Origin of the sequence: Paenibacillus sp. R14(2021) (assembly GCF_019431355.1) — a bacterium.
GTDB lineage: Bacteria > Bacillota > Bacilli > Paenibacillales > Paenibacillaceae > Paenibacillus_Z.
The window spans coordinates 2,390,375-2,417,177 of record NZ_CP080269.1; the positions used below are offsets into that span (position 1 = coordinate 2,390,375).

Consider the following 26,803-nt stretch of genomic DNA (forward strand, 5'->3'; position numbering starts at 1 on the left):
CTCACTCCTAGTTGAACGGTATCCCCTCCCCGCGGGCGGGGAGGGGATATCGTGAATGCCTGGTTTACTTCGTCGCTTCCGTAATCTTAGCCATGGCCGCATTGTAGATATCCGTTGATTTTTGCTGGAATTCCGCAGCTACATCTTCCGGCCTTGCTTCGCCTTTGGCAAACTTATCTCCATACGGATCTCTTACTTTCGCAAGGAACTCCGCATAACCGGGCAACCATTTGAAGCTGTCAATGAAGCCGTTTGGAATCGTTTTCACGATTTCCTTGACGCCAGGCGTAATATGCTCGCTGGAGAGGTAGGCACTCCATACATCACGGTCGTTCACGAGCGGCATGGAAGCGATTGGCGCTTCGTCTCGAATGCGCGCCATCCAGCCGTCCTTGGAGTACGTCATCCATTTCAAGAATTCGAATGCTTCTTTCTTATGCTTGGAGCTTTTCATGACGCCGGCATAGTCGGTAACCAGCGGCGTTCTTTGACCGTTGACAGCTGGAAGCGGAAGGAAATCCCATTTAAATTTCAGATCCCTCTTGTAGCCGGCCAGACTCCAGGTCGCATCGAACACCATGCCTACTTTGCCAACCGACCAGCCGCTCTTGTCTTTACCGAACCATTTATCGCGCTCCGCTTTCGGATAGCTTTCCGTCGAGGACTTATCCTTTTTGCCGAAATTAACCGACCAGTTGACCGCGTCCGCGTACGCCGCGTTTGTGAAATTGAATTTCGTGCCGTCCCATGTGCCCCAGCCCAGGGAGGGATCGAATTGCGGTATGAGCACATCAGCCATGCCGGCTGCACCGTCAATACCGAACTGATGATCGTTGAACTTGGTCAGCTTTCTTGAAATATCCTCGAACTCCGCGAGCGTCCAATTTGCGGACGGCACCGGAATGTTTTCTTTCGCAAACAAATCCAGATTAATGTAGATGCCTTGTGCGAACAAGCCGTGCGGCAGTGCAAATTGCTTGCCGCCGTATTTGCCGGTGTCGCTCAGGTTGCCGTAGATGTTGTCCGGATTATAGTCCGGGTCTTCGGACAAGTACGTCGTCAAATCCTCAACCCACCCGTTACCGACCGCAAGCGGCACATTGAAGAGAAAAGATACATCGGGCAATTTGTCAGCAGCAGCTGCAGCTGCCAGCTTCTCGTCCCACGGCCACACAATGGACGGGTCGATTTCCACTTTGATGTTCGGATGAGCAGCTTCGAATGCCGCAATCCGTTTCTTTTCCATTATCGGGTCTGCCCAAGTCGCATATTTAATGGTGACCAATTCGTTCGCTGCCGGCGCCGGTTCTTCAGCCGCCGGCTCTTCTTGCTTATTTGCATTCGTCTGTGTTGCATTATTCGTTTTCACTGTATTTCCCGTGTTTGTATCTGCAGGCTTGTTCGCGTTACTGCTTCCGCAGCCCGCGAGCATGAACGTTAAAGCAAGACTCATCAAAAGCAGCATATTCATCGACTTTTTCATTCGAGATTCCCCCAGCTCAGGAATGTGAATTTGGTGATGCATTCATGCTTACAAGCAAATACCGGCTTACGGATTCGTCCGTTTAGATTTGTTTTCGCCTCCCTTCATTGAGTATGGTCGCTTCCCATTCTTCATTTTCGTACATGGTGTTGAAACCGCAGGATTGACGGATAACCAACTGCGTTGGCAGCAGGATGGAATTCCCTTCCTTCTGCACATCGAACACAAGCTGCGTTGCGATCGCGCCCATTTCATATTTAGAATGGCCTATCGTTGTTAGGGCAGGCCGGACAAACGGAGCAAGATTAATGTTGTCAAAGCCGACGATCGCAACATCCTCCGGCACCCGTATGCCACCTTCGCGCAAAGCCCGGATAGCGCCGATAGCCATTTCATCGTTGGCGGCGAATATCGCATCAGGCATCCGATTGCCTGCCATCATCACCTTCACGGCTTGATAGCCGCCGGCTTCCAAATAACGGCCCTGCATGGTGACCCTCGACGGTACGGGGAGACTATGTTCCATCAGCGCCCGCTTATAGCCTTCATAACGCTGCATATTGTCGTTGTTCGCTTGCGGCCCGCTGAGATACTCAATTTTGTGGCGTCCCAATTTAATGAGATGCGAAACGGCGTCATAAGCCCCCTGTTCGTTCGTGATGAGGACGCTGTGCACGTAATCCCCTTTAAGCTCCCTGTCAAGAACGACGATCGGGAACGATTCAGCAGCAACCTGATGAACGAGACTATCCGGTATGGAGGTGCCCATTATAATGGCCCCATCCACGAACTTCTCTCTTAGAAACCGGTGCGCGGAGCTGTTCTCGCCGCCATATGTACTGCATACAATCAGATTGTAATTATGGGAGGCAACGACCTCCTGTACGCCTTCGATAACCTGACTGTAGAAAGGACCGCCCAGATCGTTCAAAAACAAACCGATCGTTTCGCTTTTCCGTTTCTTTAAATTCCGCGCCGCTCCGCTTGGCCGGTAATTCAAAGCTTCGGCCGCCTGCATGACTTTTCTCCGGGTCCCTTCACTGATTTTCGGAGAGTTATTCAGGGCGTAAGAAACCGTCGACACGGCAACTCCGGCCATTTTCGCAACATCTTTGATCGTAGCAGCCATCATGAATTCCACCTTAGTTAGCCAGTTGAAACGTTTCACTAGATCGTATTAAATTCGACTTTTTAGCGAATTCTTCGTATCATTATCCATTCATATTTCGTAGAAGGGTATCCGATACCACCTTAATCGATTTCATTTATAGAAACGTTTCACAAACACATGATAGCATAATTTCCCAGATATGAAAAGGCTTTCATTCCCCGAAAATCAGACTATTTTTATTTCCGATCGAGCGGATTTCTCAACTGAAACGACTCCAATATACGTTTTCAGTGAAACGATTCGATAAATGAAGAAAAACAGGCATTTAAGGGGGTTCACCCCAAATGCCTGTTTTGGCAGAGAAGCCGTTCAGTCCCAAGGCATTGCCGCAGGTTGACCAATACGAGCGCCGCGAAAAATTTCTTTTCCTTTACCAGACAACGAATCGTAGGTTTCTTGCGGAATCGGCGTTTGGGAGCTTGATCCGTACCAATAGCGGTTGAAAATCATGGCAAGATTTGTACGGCGGTAATTCGAACGATTCGGCGTGCCGCGGTGCCACATGCGGATATCGCGGATCACAATGGAACCTGCGGACATGAATACTTTCTCCGAAAGCATGCCCTCCGCCGCTCGGACGATGTGAAGGTTCGGGTTGACACTGCCGTCAAGCGTATCGTGGTTCGCGTTGTCCGGATTTAGATGCGTTCCGCCCGGCCATATTTCGAGCGGTCCATTCTCTTCCGTTACATCGACAAGCGGAATATTCACGACAAGGCTAAATGCCGGCAGAGGGACCGTCAACTCCGGGAATAGCGGCATAATGTCGCAATGCACGGCTTGATAGTCCGAACCTGGCATCGGCGTATCGGAGGCGAAATACGAGCAGTGATGGCCTTGGCCCAATACTTTGTCGATGACGCTCATCGTAATCGGGTGCGCAATGACATCGTTGTCTATGAATGGCTCCATGAACGGCAGGAACATCTGCGCGCGGTTCGTTCCCGTGTTGTAGCCGCGCTTCTCAATGTAGGAATCGAAGATCGGATCGAAAGCTTGGCGAATCCGGGTAATTTTCTCCTCGCTTATGACTTTGTCAAATACGATATAACCGTTAACGCGAACCTGCTCAGCCGCCAGTTCGAGCAGTTCTGGGTTCAATTGGCCGCTCGCCAACTCTTGCTCTGTCAATTTGAGTTTCAACCTTACCGTCTCCTTTTTCTTTACGTTTACCCGCTCGAATTGAATGACTTGTACGGGCTGTTCCGACTCGTGCTCGCTTAGACGGCAAATCTTTGACTGCTTATCTGCCACCACCCCACTTCCTTCTATATATTTTCCAGGATAATCCTGTTATCCCTGAAAGCGCTATCATACTTCAAAGAAAAGGCAATTGGCAACCAAAGGAATAACGAGAAAACAAGAGAAAAAGTAACTAAACCGGGTAAAACCCAGGCTTTTTCCTCAAAATCCCACTAATACTTCATGGAATAACCCCAAAAAAAGGAGACTCGGGAGAGCCTCAAGCAAGCTTGCATAGTATGAATTACTACGATAATAAACGAATCAAGTCAAAATTAAAGGCATGAGCTAGGTAAAATACAGCCCAGCAGGTTGCCTAAATTAAAAATGTCTAACTTCAAGGAGTCACTTCAGGACCGACTTGTTCCACTGCCAACACGAGCGGATAACCGTCATTTTCGAGAAAGTTTCTTCGTTTCAGTTGGCGAAAACTTCATGCATGTCGTGGCTGGGATCATACAACTTGAACCCTCCTCGATCGCAGCCATGGATTATTTCCCCATAACCACGTGCCTGTCATTGACAAATTCGCGTAAGAAAGCCACTAAGCGATCATTCACATCGGTCGTCATCTCATAATAAACGTCGTTGATGACTATGGCTTGCCGCGGACCGAACGACACCCCCGCCACTCTATGGCTGCCTTGATCATACAATCGGAAATAGCCGCTTCCCGTCCAAGGATCCGGCTTGATCTCACGATAGTCGGTTGTTCGCAGCAGCTGGAGGAACGGAGCAATCTCCGACTTGTCACTGCTCTCGTAAAACAAGCCGCTTCCGTCGTCCCGATACTCAATCTTGGCCACATCGCCCGGGACAATCGCATCAAAGCCTCGCGCGTCAGAAGGCTTCCGGTTATGATACAGAAACAGGGCGCCAAGAAGCAGCACGACAATTACACAGACATACCCGAGTAGATTCCGCATACGCTCCCCCTCTATACTCGCTGCTATATTAATTCCATAATTTAGACGAATACAGCTATCATTCGGTTGCATGTATACACACCGTCGTTATTGGGATTAATCGAGATTAGAGGGCAAATCATACCCGGGAAGGAGGAGAAACGATCAATGCGTACACCGAAGACCGAATCGACAGAGGCAGCCCAGCGCCTGTTCATTGCCGTTCCGCTGCCGGATGCGTTGAAGCAGACGGTTGCCGCCTGGACAGCTGGTCTGCGCCCTTCGTTTCCGTTTCGCAAATGGACGCACGAAGCGGACCTTCACGTGACGCTGCAGTTTCTTGGTGACACGGCACCCGGCCGGATCCCCGAGCTCATTGCCGCCTTGACAGCCGCAGCCGAGTCCGGCGGGGTTCAGCCTTTCAAATTATCGCTTCAAGGCACGGGAACCTTCGGGAGGCCTCAGCAGCCGCGCGTGTTCTGGACCGACCTCGGCGGCGAAACGACGCAGCTGCACCGCCTGCAGAGGCTGGTCGCCCAAGCCACGGCTCCGCTCGGCTTCGCTGCCGAAGCGCGTCCATACAGCCCGCACTTAACGATCGCCCGCAGCTACCTAGGCGAAGAAGCATTCGTACTGCCCGCGCTGCTGCAAGGCGGCCGGTTCAACAGCCAGCCGGCAGGCATTCCCGCTCCCGACCCCTCCGGCAAATCGATGCCGCAGCAGGCTGAAGGACGTGAAGACAAGCCGCCAAGCTGGCACGTCGACGAGTTCGTTCTGTATCGCACCCACATGCATCGGCAGCCGATGTATGAAGCAGCCGCCCGTTTCGCTTTACGCAGCAGATAGACAGCTGCCGGAATCGCGCAGCAGCGAACGCAAAGAGCCTCGCAGGGCATCCCCCGCGAGGCTCCTTCTTCCTTATGGCAGCCGCATCGCAGCCGCTGCGCCTTCGCCAATCGCAAGCAATCGGTCACCCGCACGCACCTGAATCTCCGGCCCATGCTCGTTGGTAACCTTCGCCATACCATCTCCGATCTCGATGGCGATCTGATTGTCCAGCACCGCGATCCCTTCCGCCCGGACCCATTCCAAGCCGCTCGGCAGCTGTGGCGCGATTTCGATAAATCCCCGGTCAGCCAACGGTTTCACGCCGAGCAGTCCCGTGACGATATTGCCAATCACGGAATAGGACACCTCCGGATATTCCCGGCGTGCGGTTTGCTCATTGCAGAGCTGGAGTAACGCCTCATATGCCGCATCCTTCTCGCCCGTCTTGTAATACACGTCCGGCAAATGCGAGAGCTCCTCCACGTTCGAGACACCGTTCCGCTTAATGTCATTCACCGCTAGCGCCCGTTTCTCGCCAGAGGCAATAAGGCCGAAGTAGATCGGCATATAATGCGCGGACAGATAGTAGGCCGTATAATAGTTGCCATCTTGCAAAATCGCTGCGTTGAAACGCTGATTTGGCTCGCCCCACCACTGCTCGTCGTAGATGAGCCGCAGCCGCTCGGCCAAACCGCCGTAATGCGCAGCCGTATCGTTCTCCCCGCGAAGCCGGGCGATTGCGCTGTATGCGGAATAAGCGGCGTATTGAGCAGCGATCAGATCCCCGCCGACCTTCGGCGTGAGCGAATCCTCCACGTAGGACGCGATGCCCCGGCGGCCTTCGCCCTGCACATGGTCGGGAATGCCGTCGCCGTCGCGGTCCCAGCGCCGTACGTAATCGTTCAAGCTCCGCTCGTAGAAATGCAGAAACCGCTCGTCCTGCAGGTAGTCGCGGTCGCCGCTCCACAGGAACTGCCGGTAGCAGCAGTCGATGATATCGAAGTTTGCGGGCAGATTATACCAGAAATCATCGTCGCTCGTATAATCATCCGGACATGGAAGCCCGTCCTTCGTGATCTCCCAGTACGTGCACCAGTCCTTGGACGCGCTAATCTGGGAAGCGAAATGCAGCAGCATGTTCTTCGTATGCGCGCCTAAGCCGAGAACGGCCGCGCCTGCACTCATATGGGCCACGTCGCGCATGCAGAATGCTTCGCGCCTCGGAAGCGCCGCTTCATACCAGGGACCGACGGGGTCACCCTCCGAGGCGTAAGCGAGCGCTTGCTCAGCAGCCCACCGGGCCGCCGCTTCGAGTGAACGGGAAGAGGATTGCAGCTTGAAAGGACTCGTTAGCTTGGACATGGACAGACATGCCTCCTTCTGTGACTTCAGTGATTAACCTTTGACGGAACCCAGCGTGATGCCGCCGATAAAATATTTTTGCAGAAACGGATAGACGCACAGGATCGGGACGGTGACGACGATCGTGGTCGCCGCTCGCAGCGTCATCGGCGATAAGCCTTGGAACTTATGCATCAGAAGCTGCTGGTCGCGGATTTGCTGCGTCGCCTCCACCTCGAGGAGCAGCCGCCGCAAGTAGACCTGAAGCGTATCGAACTTGCCGTTGAAATTGTACAGGATCACGTCGAACCATGAATTCCAGTGCCCCACCGCCGCATAGATCGATACGGCCGCGAATACCGGCATCGCCACCGGAATGACGATCCGCCAATAGATGCGCAGCTCGCTGGCTCCGTCCATTCGCGCGGACTCGAACAGCGCCTCGGGCAGGTCGGAGATGTAGGACGCCATAAGCAGCATGAAATACGCGTTGATCAAGCCGGGAATCCAGTACACTTGGAACGAATTCGTCAGATGAAGATTATTCATCAGCAGGTAAGTCGGAATGATGCCTCCGCTGAAATACATCGTGATGAAGAACAGGATTCGCATGAATTTGCGCCCGGAGAACGTCCGGATGCTGATGATGTACGACAAGAGCCCCGTCATGAACAGGCAGGTGCATGTGCCGACCACGACGCGCAGCACGGACCAGCCCAGACCGTCAAGCAGCTTCTTGTTCTCGAAGAGCATCCCGTAGGCCGCGTACGAAACCTTCCTCGGGAAGAAGTAAATCCCGCCCCGCGCCGCATCGCTGCCGTCGTTGAAGGACAGCGCGAGCAGATTAATAAACGGATAGACAACAACGAAGCCAAGCAGCAGCAGCACCGTAATGATTGCGACATCGGCCGCGCGGCTTGCCAGTGAGGTTCGCATCGATCCGGTTTCCATCTCGTAGTCCCTCCCCTTCTCTTAGAAAATGGATGATTGCATATAGCGTTTGGACAAGCGATTCGCGATATACACGAGCACCAGACCGATAAAGCTCTTCATGAGTCCGACCGCCGTTCCGTACGAATAGTTGCCGAGCTGAACGCCGAAGCGGTACACGTAGGTATCGATCACCTCGTAATGATCCTGCGTGAGCGGGTTGCCGATCAATAGCTGCTGCTCGAATCCGGCATTCAGCACGCCGCCGATCGCTAGAATGAGCAGGAGCACGGCCGTCCCGCGAATACCCGGCAGCGTAATATGGCGGATGAGCCCGAATCGGCCAAGTCCGTCCACGCGGCCTGCCTCGTACTGCTCTTTGTCGATGCCGGCAATCGCCGACAAATAAATAATGGCGGAGAAGCCCATGTCCTTCCACACGTTGCTGCTGACCAGAATGCCCCAGAAATAGTTACCGTTCGTCAAGAATTCCAGCGGTGCATCGATAAACCCAAGCCGCATCAATATATCGTTCAGAATCCCGTCGCTTCCCAGCAGCGTAATGAGGATGTTGGCGACAACCACCCATGAAATAAAGTAGGGAATGTACGACAGCGATTGAATGGTCTTCTTGAATACGCGCCCCTTCACTTCATGAAGCAGCAGAGCCAGGATGATCGGCGCCGGAAAGCCTACCAGCAGATTTAAGAAGCTGATGACGAGCGTATTGCGCATGATTTGCAGAAAGTCCGGCTCATGGAAGAAACGAACGAAATGATCGAATCCGATCCAGTGCGAGAACATGGATTGTCCAGGGCTGTAATTTTGAAAAGAGATCAACAGTCCGTACATCGGGTAGTACGAGAAAATAAGCACCCAGGCAATCATCGGCAGACATAGCAGCCAGATTTGCCGTTCGCGCCGCATTCTTTTCCAATATGCAGCCATTGCGTCAGCCTCCAATTCCAGTCGGCTTGAATCGATCGGGGGACCGTCCACATCAGGAACGATCCCCCGCCCGCCGCCTATTTCAATTTCGCCAAATTGTCTTTATACGCCCCCGTGCGGAATGTCTCGATGTCCTTCAAGCCCAGCTTCAGCGCCTTGTCGCGCATATCGTTAAACGCCTGCACGGCGGCTTCCTCCGTCTTGCTCATAACCGCCTTCGCGAAGCCCGTCTTGATGAGGTCCTCGATTTGCTGGTTGACGATTGTCAGCGGGTTGTCCGCCGTGAACACGATGCGTCTTGCCGTGTTGTCATAGATCGTATCCATGAGATTCGCGTTCATGAGCGCTTTCCATTTGTCTTCGTCATTGAAGTTCTGGTCGTACCAGGCAGTGCTCTTGTTGTCGTCGCTCATCAAGCCCTGCGGGTGGTCCAGCCACAGCTGGTTCTGGCCTGTTACCTCGTCAGCCTTGTCGTAGTCGAACGTGCCCGCGAACAGCTTCTGCTTCTGCGCTTCGACGAAGGACCATTTGCCGCCTGTTCCCAAGGTCCAGAGCGAATCCGGCAAGTTCGGAATGCCCCAGCCGGTAAGGCGCGTGCCCATCGGCGATATTTCGAAATCCAGGAATTTAATGATATCCTCCGGATGCGCTTCCTTATCCGTAATGACGGTGTAGTTCCAGCCCGTCGTATCTTTCGGCGACAAGTAGGCCGTCTCCGCGTTCGGCGCTTTCAAGGCGATTTGGACATAGCGCTGGTTGTCCGTCCAGCCCTTCATCGTCGTCTTCCACACCTCGTGACCGGCATTCCAGGACTGCCACCACGGCCCGATATGGCCAATGATCTGCTCGTTCGAGAACTTCAGCTTCCAATCGTCGTATTTATTCAGGAAGCTGTCCGGATCCATCAGCCCTTCACGGTAGAAGCGGTTATAGTACTTCACGGCTTCGAGCCCCTCGGACGTGTTCAGCCAGTGCGTCAGGTTGTGGTCCGCGTCCTCCTTGTAGCCGTCCTTCAGACCCCAGATGCCAAGAATATTGTTTACGCTGACCTGCTCATTCCACGAAATCGCGTACGTCTTCTGGCCCTGCGCGCTCTTCGGATGCGCGGCAACCATTTGTTTCAGTACATTGTAATAATCGTCCGGCGTCTCGATCTTCGGCGAACCCATCTCCTGATACCAGTCCCAGCGGATATGCGCGCTGTAATCGGGAATCGGCAGGTAGCCCCAGCCTCTCGGAATGCCCCATAGCTTGCCGTCCTTATCGAGGTACGAGTTGTATTTGGCCCCCAGCTCCTTCTTGATGTTCGGCCCGTATTTGTCCACGAGCGGCGCTAAGTCCACCAGCTTGTCCTGTGTGCGCCATTTGTCGATCGTATCGCTGTCGATCGCCGAGATGACGCCGGGATAATCGTTGGACGCCAGCATCAGGTTGAGCTTCTCTTTGCCGTCAACGTCATACTGGGTCTTCTTGATGTCGACGTTGAAGTTTTTGAGGAAGTAATCGTGGAGAGCGGCGAACTTCTTCGCGACCTTGTCCGGGTTGTCTTTGTCCGCGGTGAAATAGTCGACGGTGATCGTCTTGTCCGGAACGGTCCAGCCGAATTCGTTTACCTTAGGCGCGGCAGCGGTATCTGTCTTACCTTGCTGCTCGTTCGCCGTATTCGTCCCGCTGTTTCCACTTTTGTCGGACGCATTATTGCCGCTGCTGGAGCAGTCTGCCAAGAGTCCGCCCGTCAGCAGTACGGAGCCGAGCACGAGTGCCGTGCTTTTGCGAAGCTTCATTTGGTTATCCCCCTAACTGATATGTGTTCCGCTTGTTGGTGACGCTTACATGCTTAATATTAGGGGACATTCGCGAGATTGAGGATGTAGATATCTTCACGTTATTGTCTTTTTCATCACTGATACGCTACAAGAACAGCTTTCGGTATTCGCTGGGCGTGACGCCGGAAACCTTCTTGAATACCTTCGTAAAATGCGGGTAGTCCGGGTAGCCGACGCGCTCGCCGACCTCGTAGGTTTTGAGCTCCCTGCGCTCCGCAAGCAGCGCCTTGGCCTGCTCGATCCGGTAGTCGATCAAGTAAGCGATGAACGATTTGCCCGTTTCCTGCTTGAACAGGTTGTAGAAATGCGTGACGGACATCTGGAGCTTGGACAGCAGCTCTTCGAGCTTGAATTCCGGATCGGCATAGCGCTCCTGAATGACCAGCGCCGCCTCCTGCATCGCGGTCAGCTTGCCCCAATTGCGGCTGCTTCGCACATGGCCGATCGCCTGCAGAAGCATGCTGCCGAACTGCGCCGTCATGTCGGCCAGCTGCTCCTGCCAGGCAAGCTCGAAGGCGAGCGGCGTGCCGCGCTCCTCGGATTGATGCCGCAGCGCGGCGGCGGTATCGAGCAGCGCGCCTTTCTTCTGCTCCTCCGTCAGCAAGCCGAAGCTGCTCACGGTGGAGGCAAGCTCCTCGGCCAACGCCAGAACGCCGGGCTCGTCCGCCATCCAGATCCGCTCCATGAGCCGATCGGCCGCATGCAGGCACTTGAGCATCAGCTCGCTCTTCGCATGCGAAGCATCCGCACGCTCCCGATGCTTCGCGTACAGCCCCAGCATCAGCTCCTTCACGGCCGCGGCGCGCATCGGCTTCAGGATATAGTCGGCGACGCCGTACCGCAGCGCTTCCCGCGCGTAATCGAACTCCCCGTAGCCGGACAAAATGACGATCTCCGGCCGCCAGCCCCTCTCGTAAACGGCGCGGATCAGCTCCAGCCCGCCCATGACCGGCATGCTGATGTCCGTGATGATCGCATGGGGCCTCTCCCGCTCCGCGATCTCGAGCGCCTCCTGCCCGTCCATCGCCTCGCCGGCAATGACGAAGCCCGGATGCGCGTCGGTCAGAATTTTGCGTAGGCTCCGATGAATCATCTGCTCGTCGTCAACGAGCAAAATGCGATAATTGTTGCTGATCATATTAAACCTCCCCTTCCGCTACTTGCAGCGGCAGCGCAATCAGAACCGACGTCCCGCTCTCGTCCGAACGGGCGATATGAAGCCCGTACGGCTTGCCGAATATCATCCGCAGCCGGGTATGCACGTTGTGCAGGCCGATGGACGGCGGTCCGTCCCCGCCTTGCTCCGATCCGTTCGGCGCTTCCGCATCGTCACGCGCGAAAGCGGCATTGTAGCGCGCCAACCGCTCGCCCGGCATCCCTTTGCCCGTATCGGTAATTTCCAGCACGAACCTGCCGTCCGCTCGTCCGCCCGAAATCCGAATATGGTCGGGGCGGAGCTTATGCCGGTCATACCCATGCTTGAAGCAGTTCTCCACGATCGGCTGCAGCGCGAACCGAACTGCCGGTACGGAAGCCGCCAGTTCCCTGTCGACCTCGACCGCGTACGTGAACGAAGGATAGCGTTCGGCCTGAATCGAGAGGTACGCTTCGATATGCCGGATTTCGTCGGCAAGGAAGACGTTCCCGCTCGGATGCTGCACGTTATAGCGGAACATGTCACCGAGCGATCCGATCATCGTGCTGATCTTGTCATTGCCTTCCACGATCGCATTGGAATTAATGAATTCAAGCGTATTGTACAGAAAATGCGGATTGATCTGCGCCTGCATCGCATGCAGAAGCGATTCCTTCTGCTTTACCTCAAGCTCCTTCTCGCGCAGCTCCGATACGTGCACGATTTCGACGAGCCGTTTGATTTCCTCGACCATCTTATTGAAACCGCGGAACAGACTGCCGATTTCCTGACCGCCTTCGTCCGGCGCCTTGGCGTTGAAGTCGCCCATCTCGGCGCTCTTCATCAGCCGCAGCAGCTTCACCATTGACTTCGTCATTGAATAGACGACGACGCTCGCGGCCAGCATCGAGAGCAGAAACAGCAGCACCAGCACCACGACCGAGATGCGGCTGACGGTCACGATCGACTGGTTCAGCTCCGAGAGCAGCACCTCGGAGATCAGCGTCAGATCGGTGCGGTCGGAGCGGATGAAGACGATCAGCTTCCGGCCTTCGTCCGTTCGTACGGTGAACGCGCCGCTTTGCTTCGTTCCCATCTCTTGCAGATAATCGGCGGGAACGACCTTCGGCATCCCCTCGCTCTGCGGATGGTAGATAACCTGATTCTCCGCGTCGGCGACCCAGACGAAGCCCGTCCGCCCCAGCTGGACGTCCTGTATGATTTGGACCATCTCGTCGCGCTTCATGTCAACGATCAGCATCCCTTCCTTCATGTTGCTCTGCGGGGGCGTGAATTTCATCGCCATGGCAACGACCTGATTGCTCGGCGTCGCTTCAAGCCCCATGATCCGGAATTTCCCCGAAGCCTTCAGCCGGGCCAGATAAGACGTATATCGCTGCTCCGCCATCGTAAAGCTGGAGCTGGAGGTTGCCTTGATCCGGTCCGAGATGAGCGAGATTCCGTAAATATCCGTGCGGTTCATCAGAATGTTCGAGAACAGCTCCTTGTCAATCCGGTATGACAGCTCGTACCGCTTATAGGGGTCGTCATCTTGATTATTCAGGAAAGCGCCCGTCAAGTCGCTCGCAAGCATCGGCAGCATCGTTCGCTGCACCTCGGTGAAATACGTCTCGAGATGCGTGTTGACCTGATTTACCATTTGAATGCTGGAATCGACGGCGTTGCGCTCGATGACGTTATACGTCTTCTCGTACCAAACCCAGCCGATAATCGGAAGCGGAATATAGAGAAATATCATCATGACGAGAATTTTCTTTTGCAGCGACATGTTTCGCAGCCGTTTCATAGCATGATCCCCCCGTGCGTATCCTTTACGCTTGCAAGTCGAATTCAATATAGCCGATTCCGATTGAAAGCGCTATGATTTTTCGCAGAAAAATCATCTGGGGCAATCGCATTCGATCCGACAATCCATGGCAAAGTGCACTCGTATTCTCCGTTATCGTCAAATGAAAAAGGGAAGGAGCAGCAGCTCCTTCCCTAATCTACTTATCGCGTTACTCTCGTTCAAATCCTGCGCAGGACAAGGAGCCTGCTGCCCGGTTAGTTCACGAATTCGCTCTTCCACACGACCTTGCCCGTTCGGTTAATAAGCGCCTCGCGGGAACGGCCTCCGTCGTCTTCCTTCAGCTGCACGCTTGCCAGCCCGCCTTCAAAATCCCGTGCGCTCTCGAATTGCGGCTCGACGACAATACGGCCCGCCGTATCCATATACCCCCACAGCCCTTTATACTCGTATGCGATCAGCCCCTGCGACACGCCGTACATCGAGCCGTGCGGCGGCAGCTTAACCTTGTTTCCGGCGGCATTGATTAACGAAAGTACGATGCCGCCAGCGGTGTTCGCAGTGACGACGGCGAAGTTCTCGCGGAACGCATTCGCACTGTCGAACTGCGGCGCAATAACCCATTTGCCGGATTTGTCGATATAGCCGCACTTGCCGCCCTTCACCGCCAAGGCGAGCCCGTTCTCCGCAAAGCTGTCCGAATACACCAATGTCGGGGCAATGACGAGCTTCCCTCTTGTATCGATAAAGCCTGTTCGCGCAGTCAGCTTGCCGTCGACGCGGACGCTCATTTCGACGGCCGCCAGGCCGTTCGAGAACGATTGCGTATGCAGGCTGCCGCTGATCGGCGGAATCGCGGTTTGTCCGTTGTGATCAATGTAGAAGGTTTTGTTCCCTTTGACGACTTTGGCGAGCCCATCCGAGAACGGGTAGGCGCGATCGAACACGATTGGCGCTGGAGCTCCCTTGTCTGTAAGCATTTGACCGTCGCGGTTCACATAGCCGGACCGGACCCGGTACCCGTAATCGCCTTCCGGGACGAGGTCCATATACGCTGCCATCCCTTCGCTGAAACCGCTCAGCCGGTAATGCGTTGCAGGTACGGCGATCTTCCCTGTCCGATCCGCGTACCCCTGTCCAAAGTTGTTCTTGTACACCGGCGTCAGCTCGTCATAGCCGAAATCAGACCACCTGAGATTGGACATCGTCAGCCTCGTCTCGCCCTTGCTGTCTATGTAAGCCGTCTTGCCGTAGCCGATGTTCACGCTGGTCCAATACTGCTCCTCCAGCATCGTCTTCGCGTCCTTCTCCCCCGGCCGGAGCTCAATCGCGGACGGATTACCGTTCGAGCCTGTGATGACCGTGTAGCCGATATCGGTTAGGATACCGATACAATCCAGCGGCACGAACAGCGTGCCGTGAATAAATTCAGGCTCCGCGGCTATCGTTTGCTTGACGCTTCCGTTCAGCACGATTGTCGCCTGTCCGGGATGCAGCGTCACGCTGCCAAAACCACCCGCCAGCTCCACTTCGTTCACGGTCACCTTCGTAAAGGAATAGCCGAGGCGCTCCGCGACAACGCGCAGCGGGATCATCCACACGCCATGCTGATGGATCGGTCCTTCCGGAAACAGCAGATGCTGCCCTTTGTCATAGACGTTGAGCTCATTAGCATGCGCGCTTGCGCCGCCGAAGAGCCATGCGCCCGCCGCAATGACGGCCGCCGCGGCGGTTAAGCCGGTTCTTCTTAACAATCGTGCTGGATAGCCGTTCATAGGTAAGCATCGTCCTCTCTTGAATCATGCTCTTGCTTATAGGGATAGACGACAACGCCTACTAATATGTTCCAGAGATTGCATATTTTTTCTGTGCGAACCGGTAAACAAAGAGAACCGCCGGAAATTGCGGCCAACGAGCAATCCGGTCGACTCTGTTTATCGTCAATTGATGAAGGCTAGACGCGTAAGTCCGTCTAAAATTTCCCCGGAAATAATCGACATTGTTTGGCAACCACGTCTATATTTTCGAGCTTATCGTTGCCGGCGACGGGGACGAAGCCAAGCGCCGCATGGTGGAGCATTTGGAATACGGGGCACGCATATTGGTTCTCTAGAGATTCTTCCGGCTTGCAGGACATGTGCCAATACGGGCATTGCCGGGCAGTCATATCATAGAATAGCAGCTAGAGTTGCTTAGACTATGACGAGGAAGCTGATGATTGTATGTGCTGCTGGATCGGAACCTGCATCATCGTCAACAACAAGGGCACGATTCTGTTCGGCAACGCCGATACCTTCCCGAGCTTCGATGATGATGGTGACGAAGACGATACCGACGAGGCGGAGACCAACGCCGAGACGGATACGCCGGGCAACGGCGTGAATCTTATGGCTCGGCCGCGAGCAGCGTCAAGAACAAAGAAGCGCGGGCGCGCATCTGGAACACGCCTCGGCGGGAAAAAATCACCCTCCCGCGCAGGCCGTAAACCGCATAAATGATGAATATCGTCGCTCTCTACCAAATCGGTTGCAAGATCCACGCATCAAACGCGACCAACTTCGTCTCACCATATCGCGAGAATAGACTTATGCCGAGGCTGTCCGGGTCCGGATAGATCCGGTTCGTTATCGTTCTTCGGCCGTCGTTCGCGAACAGCTCGACGGAAGTACGGTCAAGCAGCAGATGCAGCTTCAATCTGCCATCCGCCATCGGCTCGATCATAACCTCGCTGATGCCTCCGTCGCCATGCCCCGCCTGATTCCGGTCCACGAGCAGCTGTCCGCTGCCGGACCGGTAAGCGACCTCCGTATACTGACGCTCATCCTCTGAACAGCGAAGACGCAGACCGAACTCTTCGGTGCGAGCCTCGCTCACTTCGAATACCGCTATGAGTTCAACCGCGTCGGCCCGAAGCTCCGGCAGCGGCCGAATCGTATCCCGCTCCAGCAGCTGAGGCTCCAATGCAGTATGTCTGCCTCTTAGCCGAGCCAGCTCAGCAACCGGCTGCATGGTCAACTCCCCTTGCTCCGTGAGCTTAAGCTCGCGCGGAACCGTCATTGCCCCCATCCAGCCATCCGCTTGCTCAGGCATGGTCGCGCCCCACATGTTCATCCAGCCTAACAGAATTCGCCTGCCCATCGAATCAAGCAGCGTCTGCGGCGCATAGAAATCGAATCCGTAATCAAGCCGTTCGGCTCGGACAGGCTTGAATTGCCCATTCTCGTAATCCATCGTCCCGGCCAAATACATTGTTTTCACGGCTCCCATATTCATGGGAGAAACGATGAGCACATGCTGCTGCTCACCGAGCGCGAACATATCCGGGCATTCCCACATATCGCCCATCGTGCCGTCGCTCTGCGCGGCGATGCCCATGTACGCCCAATTGCGCAGATCGGCAGATCGGTACAGGAATACTTGGCCCCGGCCGTCCTTGCCGCTGCCGACTACCATATACCAGCTGTCGCCGTGCCTCCATACTTTAGGATCGCGGAACCCGGACAAGCCCGCCTCCGGCGGTGCCGAAATAACGGGCGCCTCTGCCTTCTCGAAGCGGACGCCGTCGCTGCTTACCGCGAGACATTGCACTTCGACCGGCGAATTGCCGTCCACATGCCCCGTATAGATCAGAAGCAATCGGCCGTTATCCTCTACCGCGCTGCCGGACCAGCAGCCGTACCCCGATTCTCCCAGGTCGAAGGGCTCCGACGGCGCAAGCGCAACCGGCAGATGCTCCCATCGGACCAGATCCTCACTCTTGGCATGTCCCCAGTGCATCGGCCCGTTATACGGCTGGCTGGGATCATGCTGGTAGAATGCATGATATTCTCCATTGAAATAGACAAGGCCATTGGGATCGTTCATCCAGCCGGCGCGCGGCATCAAATGATAACGCAGCCTGTACCTGTCCTCCTGCTGGGCTGCCGAGGATTGCTTTAGTTGTTCATTCGCGAGCTGAATACGATCACTATGCATTAGCTTTTGTTCCATTCCCATGTTTATAGAAGCCTCCCGTTATCCCCTTAAGTATGTTCTGTTACATGTTGCCCAGACAGGCATGAATCCGTTTCCACGTATAGATTCCACTTCCACCCCGCTATTCCTTCCATTTCGAAGCACAAAAAAACTCTCCTTCCAAAGAGCGAGATTCACCCGATGGAAGGAGAGCGTTTGGCTTATTTCAAAATATCGTGATCCACATAACGTGCCCCGTTCAGCTCGCTGATGACGTTGATCGCCACTTTCGCGCCGTCACCGGCCGTGATGACCACATGCATGCTTACGCCTGCGCAAGTACCCGCGGCCCAGATGCCCGCCACGTTCGTACGGCCGGCAGCATCCGTGTCGAGGATGGTTTTGATCCGCGGCTCCGTACCCGGCTTCGTCTGCAGGCCTGATTTCTCGGCGAAATCGAGGAATAGGCCAGAGGCCACAATGACGACGCCAGCCGTTTAGGCGTCGCCGGACTCTGTAAGGATGGTGAAGCCCTCATCCGTCTTCTGAATCTCGGTGACTTTCGCCTGCACCACTTCGGCGCCGAATTTCTTGGCTTGCCCAATGCCAATATCGACGAGATCCGGTCCCGTCGTCTCCAGGATGCCGTAATAGTTCTCGATCCATGCTTTCCGTGTCACGCTCTGGTTGCTGTCGATCAGCAGCGTGCTTTTCCCTGCCTTGGCCGTGAACAGTGCCGCGCTGCCTCCAGCCGGTCCTGCACCGATAATTGCAATTTCAGCCATATGAATTCCTCCCGCAATGAAAGTTGCAAAGCCGGGGCTGCCGGGATCTCTCCCGAATGGCAGCTAATCCCTTGCGTCTATCATACCTTGATTTGGCAAGGGTTTCAAAGCCATATCTACGCTTGCAATCAGGTCAATAGTGGACTGGCAATGCTCTGGCTGCCGTCTAACTTCACGCGGTTGCTAGGGAGAATAAACATACCATTCGCCGACAAACTTGAAGCCGTTCTAGTTTGTTTTTTCATGAATCGAAGCATGATAAGGCTTTCATCATCTTTTTCCCCGCGGAACGCCGTTTGGCAATTGACAGGGAAGTCATGACGCGATATATTAAACACTGTTTAAAACATCGTTTAACCCTTCGTCTACCCTTTTGGATCGGAGTGATTCCCTCGACGAAAGAAAAAATTCTCGCCGCCTCCCTGGAACTGATCAAATCCGAGGGCATCGAGCACGTCACCATTCGTAAGATCGCCGCGCTTGCGGGCACCAACGTCGCGTTGATCAATTACTACTTCGGCTCGAAGGAACGGCTGATCAGCGAAACACTCAAAATCCAGCTGCAATCGTTCCAGGAAGCCTTCTCCGTTTTCGACGAAATGGACCTGCCGCCTCTTGTCAGACTGAAGAATTTTCTAATGAACTACACCTCGTCGATTCAAGCGCATCCCGAGCTAATCAAGCGGGTGCTTGGGCAGGAGCAGCTCTTCGAGTCGCAGACCGAGTACGTCGAGTTTCTCAAGAGCCAAGGCATTGAGAAGCTAAGCGCCGCGATTACCGAAATGATCGGCCCGGCCGAACGGGAAAGAGTGCTGCTCATGATCCAGCAGATCTTCGCAGCTATTCTCTCGCCGATTATCAAGGCTAGCTTTGCCGAGAAGAACGGGGCGCACAAGGATAAGCAATTCCATGTGACGGCCTCCGTCGAAGAGCAGATCGATCTCTTCTTGGAGCTTTACTTCCACAAATTTACCGCTCGATGAGCAGAAAGCAGGCCTCAACATGTCAGCCCGAACACAAACGAAACCCGCTGCCGGCGACGACAACTTCTCGCTGAAAGCCATTATGCCGCCGCTCATGGCCATTGTCGTCGGCATGATCATGGTTATTTTGGACAGCACGGTCGTCAATAATGCGATTCCCAAGCTGGTCGAGTATTTCGATACCGACCTAAAAACCATTCAATGGACGGTAACCGGCTATACATTGGCCCTTTCCGCCGTTATCCCGCTCGCGGGTTGGCTGACGGATAAATTCGGTTCCAAGCAAATTTTCTTGACCACGATTACGCTGTTTACGATCGGCTCCCTCCTTTGCGGCATCGCGCAAACGCCGGAACAGCTGGTCATCTTCCGTATTCTTCAAGGTCTCGGCGGCGGGATGGTATCGCCGATCGGGATGGCCATGGTTTTCAGGCTCGCGCCTCAAGAACGCCGCGGTTCTATAATGGGCATACTCGGCATACCGATGCTGATGGCACCGGCCTTCGGCCCGATTTTGTCCGGCTGGCTCGTAGAATCCGTCAGCTGGCACTGGATCTTTATCATCAATTTGCCAATCGGCATCATTGCTTTCATTCTCGGCGTTAAATATTTGCCCAAGTCCAACCGGCAAAAAGCGCCTCATCTCGACGTCATCGGGATGTGCCTCGCGCCGATCGCCTTCTCCATGCTGGCCTACGGCGTAAGCGAAGGCGGCACGAGCTGGTCGTCGGCATCGGCGATCACGGGCCTTACGGTCGGCGGCATCGCGCTGCTCTCGTTCATCTTCGTCGAGCTGAGACAGAAGTATCCGCTGCTGGAGCTGAAGGTGTTCAAATCCTCCGACTTTACGCGAAGCATTATTCTTGTGTGGATCGTACAGCTTTCCTTGTTCGGCACCATGCTGATCGTGCCGCTGTACTTGCAGGGCGTCAAGCATTACTCCGCGCTTGAAACCGGCTGGATTATCATGCCGCAGGCGCTCTGTGCCGGCATCGGGATGCCGATCAGCGGACGCTTGTTCGACAAAATCGGTGCGAGACCGCTCGCTTTCATCGGCCTCGCCGTCGTCGCGGCCGCAATGTTCATGCTGTCCGGCGTCTCAACCGATACGAGCCTGTGGGTCATTATCGTCTGCGTCAGCCTGATGGGACTCGGCATGGGCTTCTCCATGATGCCGCTTAACACCCACGTCTTGAACTCGGCGCCGCGTCACTTGGTCGGCCGCGTAACGCCGCTCACGACGGCCGCTCAACAGGTTGTCGTTTCCTTTGCGGTAGCAGGTCTGACGGGCTACCTGACCTCGCAAATCTCCGCCCATGCGGCCGGAGCGGCAAAAGACGCGATTCCGCTGACCGCCGTCGTCGCCGGCTACGGCGATACGTTCTTCTTGTCCGCCTGCATCGCAACGGTCGGCGTGGCGCTGTCGCTGATTCTGCGCAAGCCGAAGCAGCAAGCGGAAGTCAAGTCGTCCGGCGATGCATCGGATGCACCGGATGCATCGATGATGATGGGACACTAAAGAATAGCATGCAAGCGATTCGCTCGCTCGGGCGAGCTGCTGGACCCCAAGATGCAAAGAACCCTCGGCTAATGTTAATGCCGAGGGTTCTTTGCATTTACAGAACGGATCTGAACAATTTAATATAATCGACGCTGACAGGCTCGCCGCCGACCGCGCGAATCTTCGCGTTGATTTGACCGCGATGATATTGGCCGTGCATCGCGACATGCGTCAGTATGTCCCGGATCGACGCTTGATAGGGTCGGCCGGGGTAGCCGTAAATGACCATCTCGTCCAGCCGCTCCGGTGACAGCGCGTCGAAGTAAGCTGTATAGGCCGCCCGGTTCGCCTTCGCCGCCTTGGCGCAGTCGTCGAGATTGTCTTCCGGCCAGATCTCCAGCTGCTCGATGGACTGTCCCTTCAGCCGCACCATCCAGACTTGTTCACCGCGCAGCACATGCGCGTACAGCCTGATCGCCTCGGCATTCGTGCCGCCGCCGGCTCGCAAGGCTTCCAGCATACCTTCATCTGACCTATACATATGATCGAGCAGCTTCCGAACGGTTTCCATACCGGTGCCGCCTCCTTATCGTTCAGATCTGCTATACGCGCTCTCCTTCTTGATTCAGCGTTCCCCGATTCAAGCCGCCTATGCGGGCAGGCGTCTTAATGCCAGGCTTGCTTTCCGGATACGACTGCCGTGCCTTCTGCTATCGACTGCTGCATCAGCAGATTTAAGTAGTGATCCTGCGACGCTTCCGCCAAGCTGTAGAATGACGGTCCCCCCTGCACGTATTCACCCATCTTGACAAGCGAAGTCGCGATAGCGATCTCGTCGTCAGACAGCCGCGCGGGAACGAACGGGTTACGGTACAGCCATTCGGACCCGAGCAAAATCCCGCCGTAGGTGAAGCCAAGCGTGTTGCCTTCGAATCCGTTGTCGACCCGCCGCAGCTTCGCGAGCAATGGCGTTTGGAAATCCGCCAGCCATGCCGCTTCGTCGTTCGATACTTCGCCGCGGCTTCCCCGCACGAGCACCCGCTCCCGGCGGATGAACGAGAAATATTGATCGCCGGTGAAGTCCAGCAAGCCCAGCTTGTCCCCGAATCGGAACGTCACGATATCCTGCGCCGATTCCTTGACGATTTCCTCCTTCGGCGGACCGTTCCTGCCCGGCCCCTGCACGATCGGGGAAACAAATCGTTGTCCCGTAATGACCGCTTCCTCGAAGGCTACGTCCAGCAGGTGACGCATCAGGCTGATGCCGTGATAGCCGTGGGCAGCAGATACCTGCGCCTGCGTAATCAGTCCCAGCTTACCTGACCGCGCGAGCGTAATCCGCGCCGCATGCATGGGCTGAAACAGCAGCTGCTCGGCCACCTGCACCTTCGCCTTGCCGCCGACGGCTTGATACAGCTTCGTCAAGCCGGCCAGATCCGGGGCCGGCGGCGTCTCCGCCAGAACCGGCACGCCGCGCTGCGTCAGCGCTTCGATGTAGACCGGGCAGCTTTCCCACGGCACGGATACGACGACGAAGTCAAGCTTTCCATCCGCGAGAAACGTATCCAGATCGTGAAAGGTTTCAACGCCCCAACGCCCACGAAGCTCGTCTGCCGTCTCTTCGCGGCGCACCAGCATGCGGCTCACTTCGAACCGCTCCGGCAGCTCCTGCGCAATGCGCAGATAGAAATCCGCTCGCCAGCCGTGCCCGATGATGCCGAATGTTATTTTCCCCATATCATCAGACTCCTCTTCGCGTTCTATAATTATGCATAAAAAGACCCGTTGAATAAATTCAACCGGTCTTCTCCTGTACGCTTAATCAAAATCCTTCTTCGTCCACTCGTCTTCCGGCATATGCATGCCTTCTTCGGAGAACCGCTGCTCGGCGAATGGATCCGCTTCGTTGTGGAACCCGTTGCGCTCCCAGAAGCCTGGCCGGTCCTCGGTCATGAATTCGATTCGGCGCACCCATTTGGCGCTCTTCCAGAAGTACCGGTGCGGGACGAGCGTCCGCAGCGGCCAGCCGTGCTTCGCCGTCAGCTGCTCTCCCGCATAGCGGTAGGCCAGCATGACGTCGTCCATGAGCAAGTCGGACAAAGGTACATTCGTCTCATAGTCGGGATCCGCGTGAAACATGACGTACTTCGCGCCGGGTTTGACGTTAATCAAGGCAAGCAGGTCCCGGAACAGCACGCCCTCCCACTCCGTATCCAGCTTGGTCCACCGCGTCACGCAGTGAATGTCCGACTGCGTCTTCGTCACGGGGAGGGCCAGAATGTCATCATAGGTAAACGTGCGTTCTTCCTCCACTTCGCCGCAGATCGTCAGCGTCCAATCGTTCAGATCGTAAACGGGCACTTCCCCCTCGTGGAGAATGGGGAATTTCTCGGTCATCGTTTGGCCGGCCGGAATACGATCCTGCCATTCCGAATTGGAATTGGATGCGACCGCCTTCGCATTTTTCAATCGCTCTGCTTTATTATGCATATCTAAGGGCTCCTATGTTTGCTGCGCATTTTATTTCTATCCTAGTACACAGGCAAGGAGCTTGTCAAAAAGAAATCGCCTTCACCGTTATCGCCGGCAGAGCATCCCTGAAGGTACGAGCGATCAGCGCGTAAACGCAGAAAGCGAGAAGCCCCCCGCCTCGCAAGGCGGAATTCTTCTCGCTGTATGTGCTGGGCAGCCTCAAAAGTTCGCTGTACGGTCGATTTAATTAAAGCGTCTTATCGCCGGGCTTCCAGTTGACCGGGCACAGGCCGCCGGATTGAAGCGCTTGGAGCACGCGCATCGTCTCTTCGACGCTCCGGCCGACGTTCATGTCCGTAACCACTTGATAGCGCAGAATCCCTTCCGGGTCGATAATGAACAGGCCGCGGTGGGCAGCGCCTGACTCGTCCAAAATACCGTAGGCGTGCGCGGTCTCCTTCGTGAAATCGGAAGCGATCGGGAAGCGGATAGCGCCGATCCCGTTGCGGTCAACCGGCGTTTCAATCCATGCGCGATGCGTATATACGCTGTCGACGGAAGCGCCGACAATCTCGCAGTCGAGGTTCTTGAATTGCTCGTAGCTGTCGCTGAAGCCGACGATCTCGGTCGGGCAGACAAAGGTGAAGTCATACGGCCAGAAGAACAATACCAGCCACTTGCCGCGGTAATCCGCAAGCGAGACCGTTTCTTCTAGGGTTTCCAGGTTCTTCGTGGACGGCAGTGTAAATTCCGGTGCGGGCATACCTACTTTGGCGAAAGGATAGACGGTTGTTAAAGCATTATTCATTGTTGGTAAAACCTCCTGATTGGGTATTTGAGTTGGTTTGGCTTGGGTAGTGGGGCTACGCTTGGCGTTCAGCAACGGCGCGTGTCAGCTGCGTACGGTTAAAGCCTAGAATGTTGGTCTTACCGATTACAGTTACGGGGACGGACCGCATCCCCGTATTCCACAGCTCCTCGGCATACTTCTCTTCAAGGTCAATGTTGCGTTCCTCGTATTCGACGCCGTTCTCGCTCAGAAACGACTTCACCTGCTTGCAATAATTACAGTGCGTGCTGGTGTAAATAATAACGGGATCCGTATTCGACATGGTACTTCTCCTCCTTCGATAGATAATGGTTAGGCAGGGAATCAAACCGCTGACGCTTCGGCGGAAATAACTTCGGCAGACTCCAGGAATCGCTCGCAATCAAGTGCGGCCATGCAGCCGGTTCCGGCTGCGCTGATCGCTTGGCGATACCGGTTGTCCTGTACGTCGCCGCAGGCGAATACGCCGGGGATATTCGTCTCAGTCGTGCCGGGAATGACGGCCAGATAACCGTGATCGTCCGTCGTCAATTGACCGCCGAGAAACTTCGTATTCGGCGTATGGCCGATCGCTACGAATATGCCTTGTGTCTCGAGCAGTTCTTCTTCGCCGGTCTCATTGTTCAATACCTTTAGACCCTTCACGCCGGCTTCGTCCGCAACCACTTCAAGCGGCGTACGGCCGAGCGCCCAGCTGATCTTGGCGTTACCGCGTGCACGGTCCTGCATGATCTTCGAAGCCCGAAGCTCGCTGCGGCGGTTGACGATGACAACCTCCGAAGCGAAGCGTGTCAGGAAGCCCGCTTCCTCCATCGCCGAGTCTCCGCCGCCGACGACGATGATTTTCTTGCCGCGGTAGAAGAACCCGTCGCAAGTGGCGCAGGTGCTTACGCCCCGGCCGACATTCTCGCGTTCGCCTGGAATGCCTAAGTACTTCGCCGAAGCGCCGGTTGAGATTATCAACGTCTCGGCTTGCAGTTCGCCCATTCCTTCGACTTTAAGCGTGAACGGCCGCTTGGACATATCGACCTCGTTCACCCACCCCGTCTTGAATTCGGCTCCGAAGCGTTCGGCTTGCTTACGCATATTGTCCATCAGCTCCGGACCGAGGATGCCGTCCGGGAAACCGGGAAAGTTTTCGACTTCCGTAGTCGTGGTCAGCTGACCGCCCGGCTCGGGTCCTTCGATCACGAGCGGATTCAAGTTCGCTCTTGCTAGATAAATCGCGGCAGTCAGCCCAGCTGGGCCTGTTCCGATAATGATTGTTTTACGCATATTTTGTTCCTCCAGCTTCATTTTATATTTAGATTTAGTTTAAATATTTGCTACAAAAAAATCATACCATCCATGCGAAAGACCTGCATGAAGGTATGATGAAGAGATCATGAATGTATGATGAAGAGAAGATGAAGATCTGATGAAGCGCATTATATTGCAGCGTCCCGCGGCAATAGCCGCGGGACGCGCTTCTCCTTATTCCCCGATCCGATAGCCAACGCCGCGCACGGTCGTAATGTAAGCCGGTCTTTTCGGGTCGTCGCCGAGCTTCTGCCTCAGGCTGCGGATATGAACGTCAATGGAATTGCTCCCTCCGAAGTAACCATCGCCCCAGATCGCTTCCATGATGGCTTGACGCGTCATCACGCCGTCCGAAGCGAGCAGGACGCGCAGCAAGTCATATTCCGTCTTCGTTAATTCGATCTTCGAGCCTCTGTGAAGAACGATCATCCGCTTCAGGTCGATCTCGACGTCCTTGAAGCGCAGCCGGTCGGCCCCCGCTTCCGAAGAAGCCGCAGGTTTGCTCCGGTCTGCAAGCTCTTGGATTCTGGCAACAGCCGGTTCGAGCTCGCTCGGCCAATTCATGACATGCCCAGCCGGCATCGGAGAGATCGACTTGTCGCCGATTAAATATAAGGACTCGGCAGCAGCTGCTTCAGCCGAAAGCTCCTCGTCGGTGCCCCACGTCATGTCGACAACGATCAGATCGTACTGCAGCATGGCAAGTATCGGGTCCTTGGCACTATGGAACATGAGAACGTCATAGCAGCGGGCCATCAGCTCCGAGACGAGCGCCTGCAGACGTGCAGGGAACGGACTAACGACGACGACCCTTTTCGTTTGCGAACAAAACTCGCCCTCCGGAAAGAGAGACGTGAATGATGCGTCGCTTATCGGGGTTATGAATGAACTGGATTTTTCGATGTTCTGCATGCTTCACATTCCCCCTTGAACAAGAATTCTTCTTCCTTAATGGAATAACCGGTCTCGGCCTCAATGCGATGAATCCACTCCTGCGGCGTGGGCGTCATGATCTCGTTCACCGCGCCGCAGGCGACGCAGACAATGTGCTGGTGATCCTCTATCCTGGCATCGTAACGGCTCGCATCGCCTTCAAGCCTCAGCTCGCGCAGAAGTCCATGCTCGGTTAGATATCGTAGTGAATTATATACAGTCGCGTAAGCAACGCTTTGGCCTTGGCTCTTAATTCGGTCGATCACGTCTGATGCAGTAGGATGATCGTGCGAATTGCTCACGATATCAAGGATTAGCTTTCTTGGCGTAGTCAAACTTTGACGGGACAAAGCGTTTCCCTCCCCATTTTTTATACTTAGTTTAAATTTAATCCTTACTGACGATTTCGTCAAGCGGGCCCCGCCTGTTGG

The 26,803-nt window shown here is 55.2% G+C and carries 24 protein-coding genes and 1 pseudogene; 4 read left to right on the forward strand and 21 right to left on the reverse strand.

Translation table 11 applies throughout. The features are described from left to right. Positions 1–64: 64 nt before the first annotated feature. From KXU80_RS11320 to KXU80_RS11335, 4 genes are all read right to left on the reverse strand, one after another. Complete coding sequence (locus tag KXU80_RS11320; protein WP_219838274.1) at positions 65–1,483, reverse strand: extracellular solute-binding protein; 1,419 nt, start codon at positions 1,481–1,483, stop codon at positions 65–67. An 82-nt stretch (positions 1,484–1,565) separates the two neighbouring features. Beyond that, entirely contained in the window at positions 1,566–2,615 is a 1,050-nt protein-coding gene (locus KXU80_RS11325) for a LacI family DNA-binding transcriptional regulator (RefSeq protein ID WP_258171355.1), read from the reverse strand. A gap of 348 nt (positions 2,616–2,963) precedes the next feature. After that, a complete protein-coding gene (locus KXU80_RS11330) occupies positions 2,964–3,797 on the reverse strand; it encodes a phytanoyl-CoA dioxygenase family protein (RefSeq protein ID WP_219838275.1) in 834 nt (277 codons plus the stop codon). Between the two features lie 590 nt (positions 3,798–4,387). Next, positions 4,388–4,822 (reverse strand): hypothetical protein, encoded by a 435-nt coding sequence (locus KXU80_RS11335; RefSeq protein WP_219838276.1) that lies wholly within the window; start codon positions 4,820–4,822, stop codon positions 4,388–4,390. Positions 4,823–4,969: 147 nt separating this feature from the next. Between KXU80_RS11335 and thpR the strand changes: the two genes are divergently transcribed. Next, entirely contained in the window at positions 4,970–5,647 is a 678-nt protein-coding gene (gene thpR / locus KXU80_RS11340) for an RNA 2',3'-cyclic phosphodiesterase (protein WP_219838277.1), read from the forward strand. 72 nt (positions 5,648–5,719) lie between these two features. On the opposite strand, the gene KXU80_RS11345 is transcribed toward thpR, so the two are convergent. From KXU80_RS11345 to KXU80_RS11375, 7 genes are all read right to left on the reverse strand, one after another. After that, complete coding sequence (locus tag KXU80_RS11345) at positions 5,720–6,991, reverse strand: hypothetical protein (protein ID WP_219838278.1); 1,272 nt, start codon at positions 6,989–6,991, stop codon at positions 5,720–5,722. Between the two features lie 33 nt (positions 6,992–7,024). Next, positions 7,025–7,921, reverse strand: a complete 897-nt coding sequence (locus KXU80_RS11350; protein ID WP_219838279.1) for a carbohydrate ABC transporter permease — start codon at positions 7,919–7,921, stop codon at positions 7,025–7,027. Positions 7,922–7,942: 21 nt separating this feature from the next. Beyond that, positions 7,943–8,848, reverse strand: a complete 906-nt coding sequence (locus KXU80_RS11355; RefSeq protein ID WP_258171356.1) for an ABC transporter permease — start codon at positions 8,846–8,848, stop codon at positions 7,943–7,945. Positions 8,849–8,925: 77 nt separating this feature from the next. Continuing rightward, positions 8,926–10,632, reverse strand: a complete 1,707-nt coding sequence (locus tag KXU80_RS11360; RefSeq protein ID WP_219838280.1) for a type 2 periplasmic-binding domain-containing protein — start codon at positions 10,630–10,632, stop codon at positions 8,926–8,928. A gap of 127 nt (positions 10,633–10,759) precedes the next feature. Then, positions 10,760–11,812, reverse strand: coding sequence for a response regulator transcription factor (locus tag KXU80_RS11365; RefSeq protein WP_219838281.1), 1,053 nt, complete (start codon positions 11,810–11,812; stop codon positions 10,760–10,762). 1 nt (position 11,813) lies between these two features. Next, a complete protein-coding gene (locus tag KXU80_RS11370; protein WP_219838282.1) occupies positions 11,814–13,616 on the reverse strand; it encodes a cache domain-containing sensor histidine kinase in 1,803 nt (600 codons plus the stop codon). Positions 13,617–13,873: 257 nt separating this feature from the next. Further along, positions 13,874–15,391 carry a WG repeat-containing protein gene (locus tag KXU80_RS11375; protein ID WP_219838283.1) on the reverse strand — a complete coding sequence of 506 codons (1,518 nt, stop codon included), beginning with the start codon at positions 15,389–15,391 and terminating at the stop codon, positions 13,874–13,876. Between the two features lie 447 nt (positions 15,392–15,838). On the opposite strand from KXU80_RS11375, the gene KXU80_RS11380 reads away from it, so the two are divergent. After that, positions 15,839–16,114 (forward strand): hypothetical protein, encoded by a 276-nt coding sequence (locus KXU80_RS11380; RefSeq protein ID WP_219838284.1) that lies wholly within the window; start codon positions 15,839–15,841, stop codon positions 16,112–16,114. Between the two features lie 16 nt (positions 16,115–16,130). On the opposite strand, the gene KXU80_RS11385 is transcribed toward KXU80_RS11380, so the two are convergent. Together KXU80_RS11385 and KXU80_RS11390 are read right to left on the reverse strand one after the other, a co-directional pair. Beyond that, entirely contained in the window at positions 16,131–17,612 is a 1,482-nt protein-coding gene (locus KXU80_RS11385) for a glycoside hydrolase family 32 protein (protein ID WP_219838285.1), read from the reverse strand. Between the two features lie 179 nt (positions 17,613–17,791). Further along, positions 17,792–18,355: pseudogene (locus tag KXU80_RS11390) on the reverse strand (FAD-dependent oxidoreductase). Positions 18,356–18,738: 383 nt separating this feature from the next. Here KXU80_RS11390 and KXU80_RS11395 point away from each other — a divergent pair. Both KXU80_RS11395 and KXU80_RS11400 read left to right on the forward strand, forming a co-directional pair. Beyond that, on the forward strand, positions 18,739–19,338 hold the full coding sequence (locus tag KXU80_RS11395; RefSeq protein ID WP_219838286.1) for a TetR/AcrR family transcriptional regulator: 600 nt from the start codon (positions 18,739–18,741) through the stop codon (positions 19,336–19,338). A 19-nt stretch (positions 19,339–19,357) separates the two neighbouring features. Then, positions 19,358–20,857, forward strand: a complete 1,500-nt coding sequence (locus KXU80_RS11400; protein WP_219838287.1) for an MDR family MFS transporter — start codon at positions 19,358–19,360, stop codon at positions 20,855–20,857. A gap of 97 nt (positions 20,858–20,954) precedes the next feature. Here KXU80_RS11400 and KXU80_RS11405 read toward each other — a convergent pair whose 3' ends face one another. The 8 genes from KXU80_RS11405 to KXU80_RS11440 all read right to left on the reverse strand — a co-directional run bounded on the left by KXU80_RS11405 (position 20,955) and on the right by KXU80_RS11440 (position 26,722). Further along, the gene (locus KXU80_RS11405; protein ID WP_219838288.1) at positions 20,955–21,410 is read right to left on the reverse strand and encodes a DinB family protein; all 456 of its coding nucleotides are present in this window, start codon (positions 21,408–21,410) and stop codon (positions 20,955–20,957) included. A gap of 95 nt (positions 21,411–21,505) precedes the next feature. Further along, a complete protein-coding gene (locus KXU80_RS11410; protein WP_219838289.1) occupies positions 21,506–22,576 on the reverse strand; it encodes a Gfo/Idh/MocA family protein in 1,071 nt (356 codons plus the stop codon). Positions 22,577–22,657: 81 nt separating this feature from the next. Next, positions 22,658–23,329, reverse strand: coding sequence for a sulfite oxidase-like oxidoreductase (locus KXU80_RS11415; protein WP_219838290.1), 672 nt, complete (start codon positions 23,327–23,329; stop codon positions 22,658–22,660). A gap of 229 nt (positions 23,330–23,558) precedes the next feature. Continuing rightward, positions 23,559–24,119, reverse strand: coding sequence for a peroxiredoxin (locus KXU80_RS11420; protein ID WP_219838291.1), 561 nt, complete (start codon positions 24,117–24,119; stop codon positions 23,559–23,561). Between the two features lie 55 nt (positions 24,120–24,174). Further along, a complete protein-coding gene (locus KXU80_RS11425) occupies positions 24,175–24,423 on the reverse strand; it encodes a glutaredoxin family protein (protein ID WP_219838292.1) in 249 nt (82 codons plus the stop codon). Positions 24,424–24,464: 41 nt separating this feature from the next. Continuing rightward, positions 24,465–25,415, reverse strand: a complete 951-nt coding sequence (gene trxB / locus KXU80_RS11430) for a thioredoxin-disulfide reductase (RefSeq protein WP_219838293.1) — start codon at positions 25,413–25,415, stop codon at positions 24,465–24,467. Between the two features lie 198 nt (positions 25,416–25,613). After that, positions 25,614–26,351: a winged helix-turn-helix domain-containing protein gene (locus tag KXU80_RS11435; RefSeq protein WP_219838294.1), complete on the reverse strand. Its 738-nt coding sequence runs from the start codon at positions 26,349–26,351 to the stop codon at positions 25,614–25,616. Next, positions 26,318–26,722, reverse strand: a complete 405-nt coding sequence (locus tag KXU80_RS11440; RefSeq protein WP_219838295.1) for a Fur family transcriptional regulator — start codon at positions 26,720–26,722, stop codon at positions 26,318–26,320. The genes KXU80_RS11435 and KXU80_RS11440 overlap by 34 nt, the downstream gene beginning before the upstream one ends. Between the last annotated feature and the right edge of the window lie 81 nt (positions 26,723–26,803).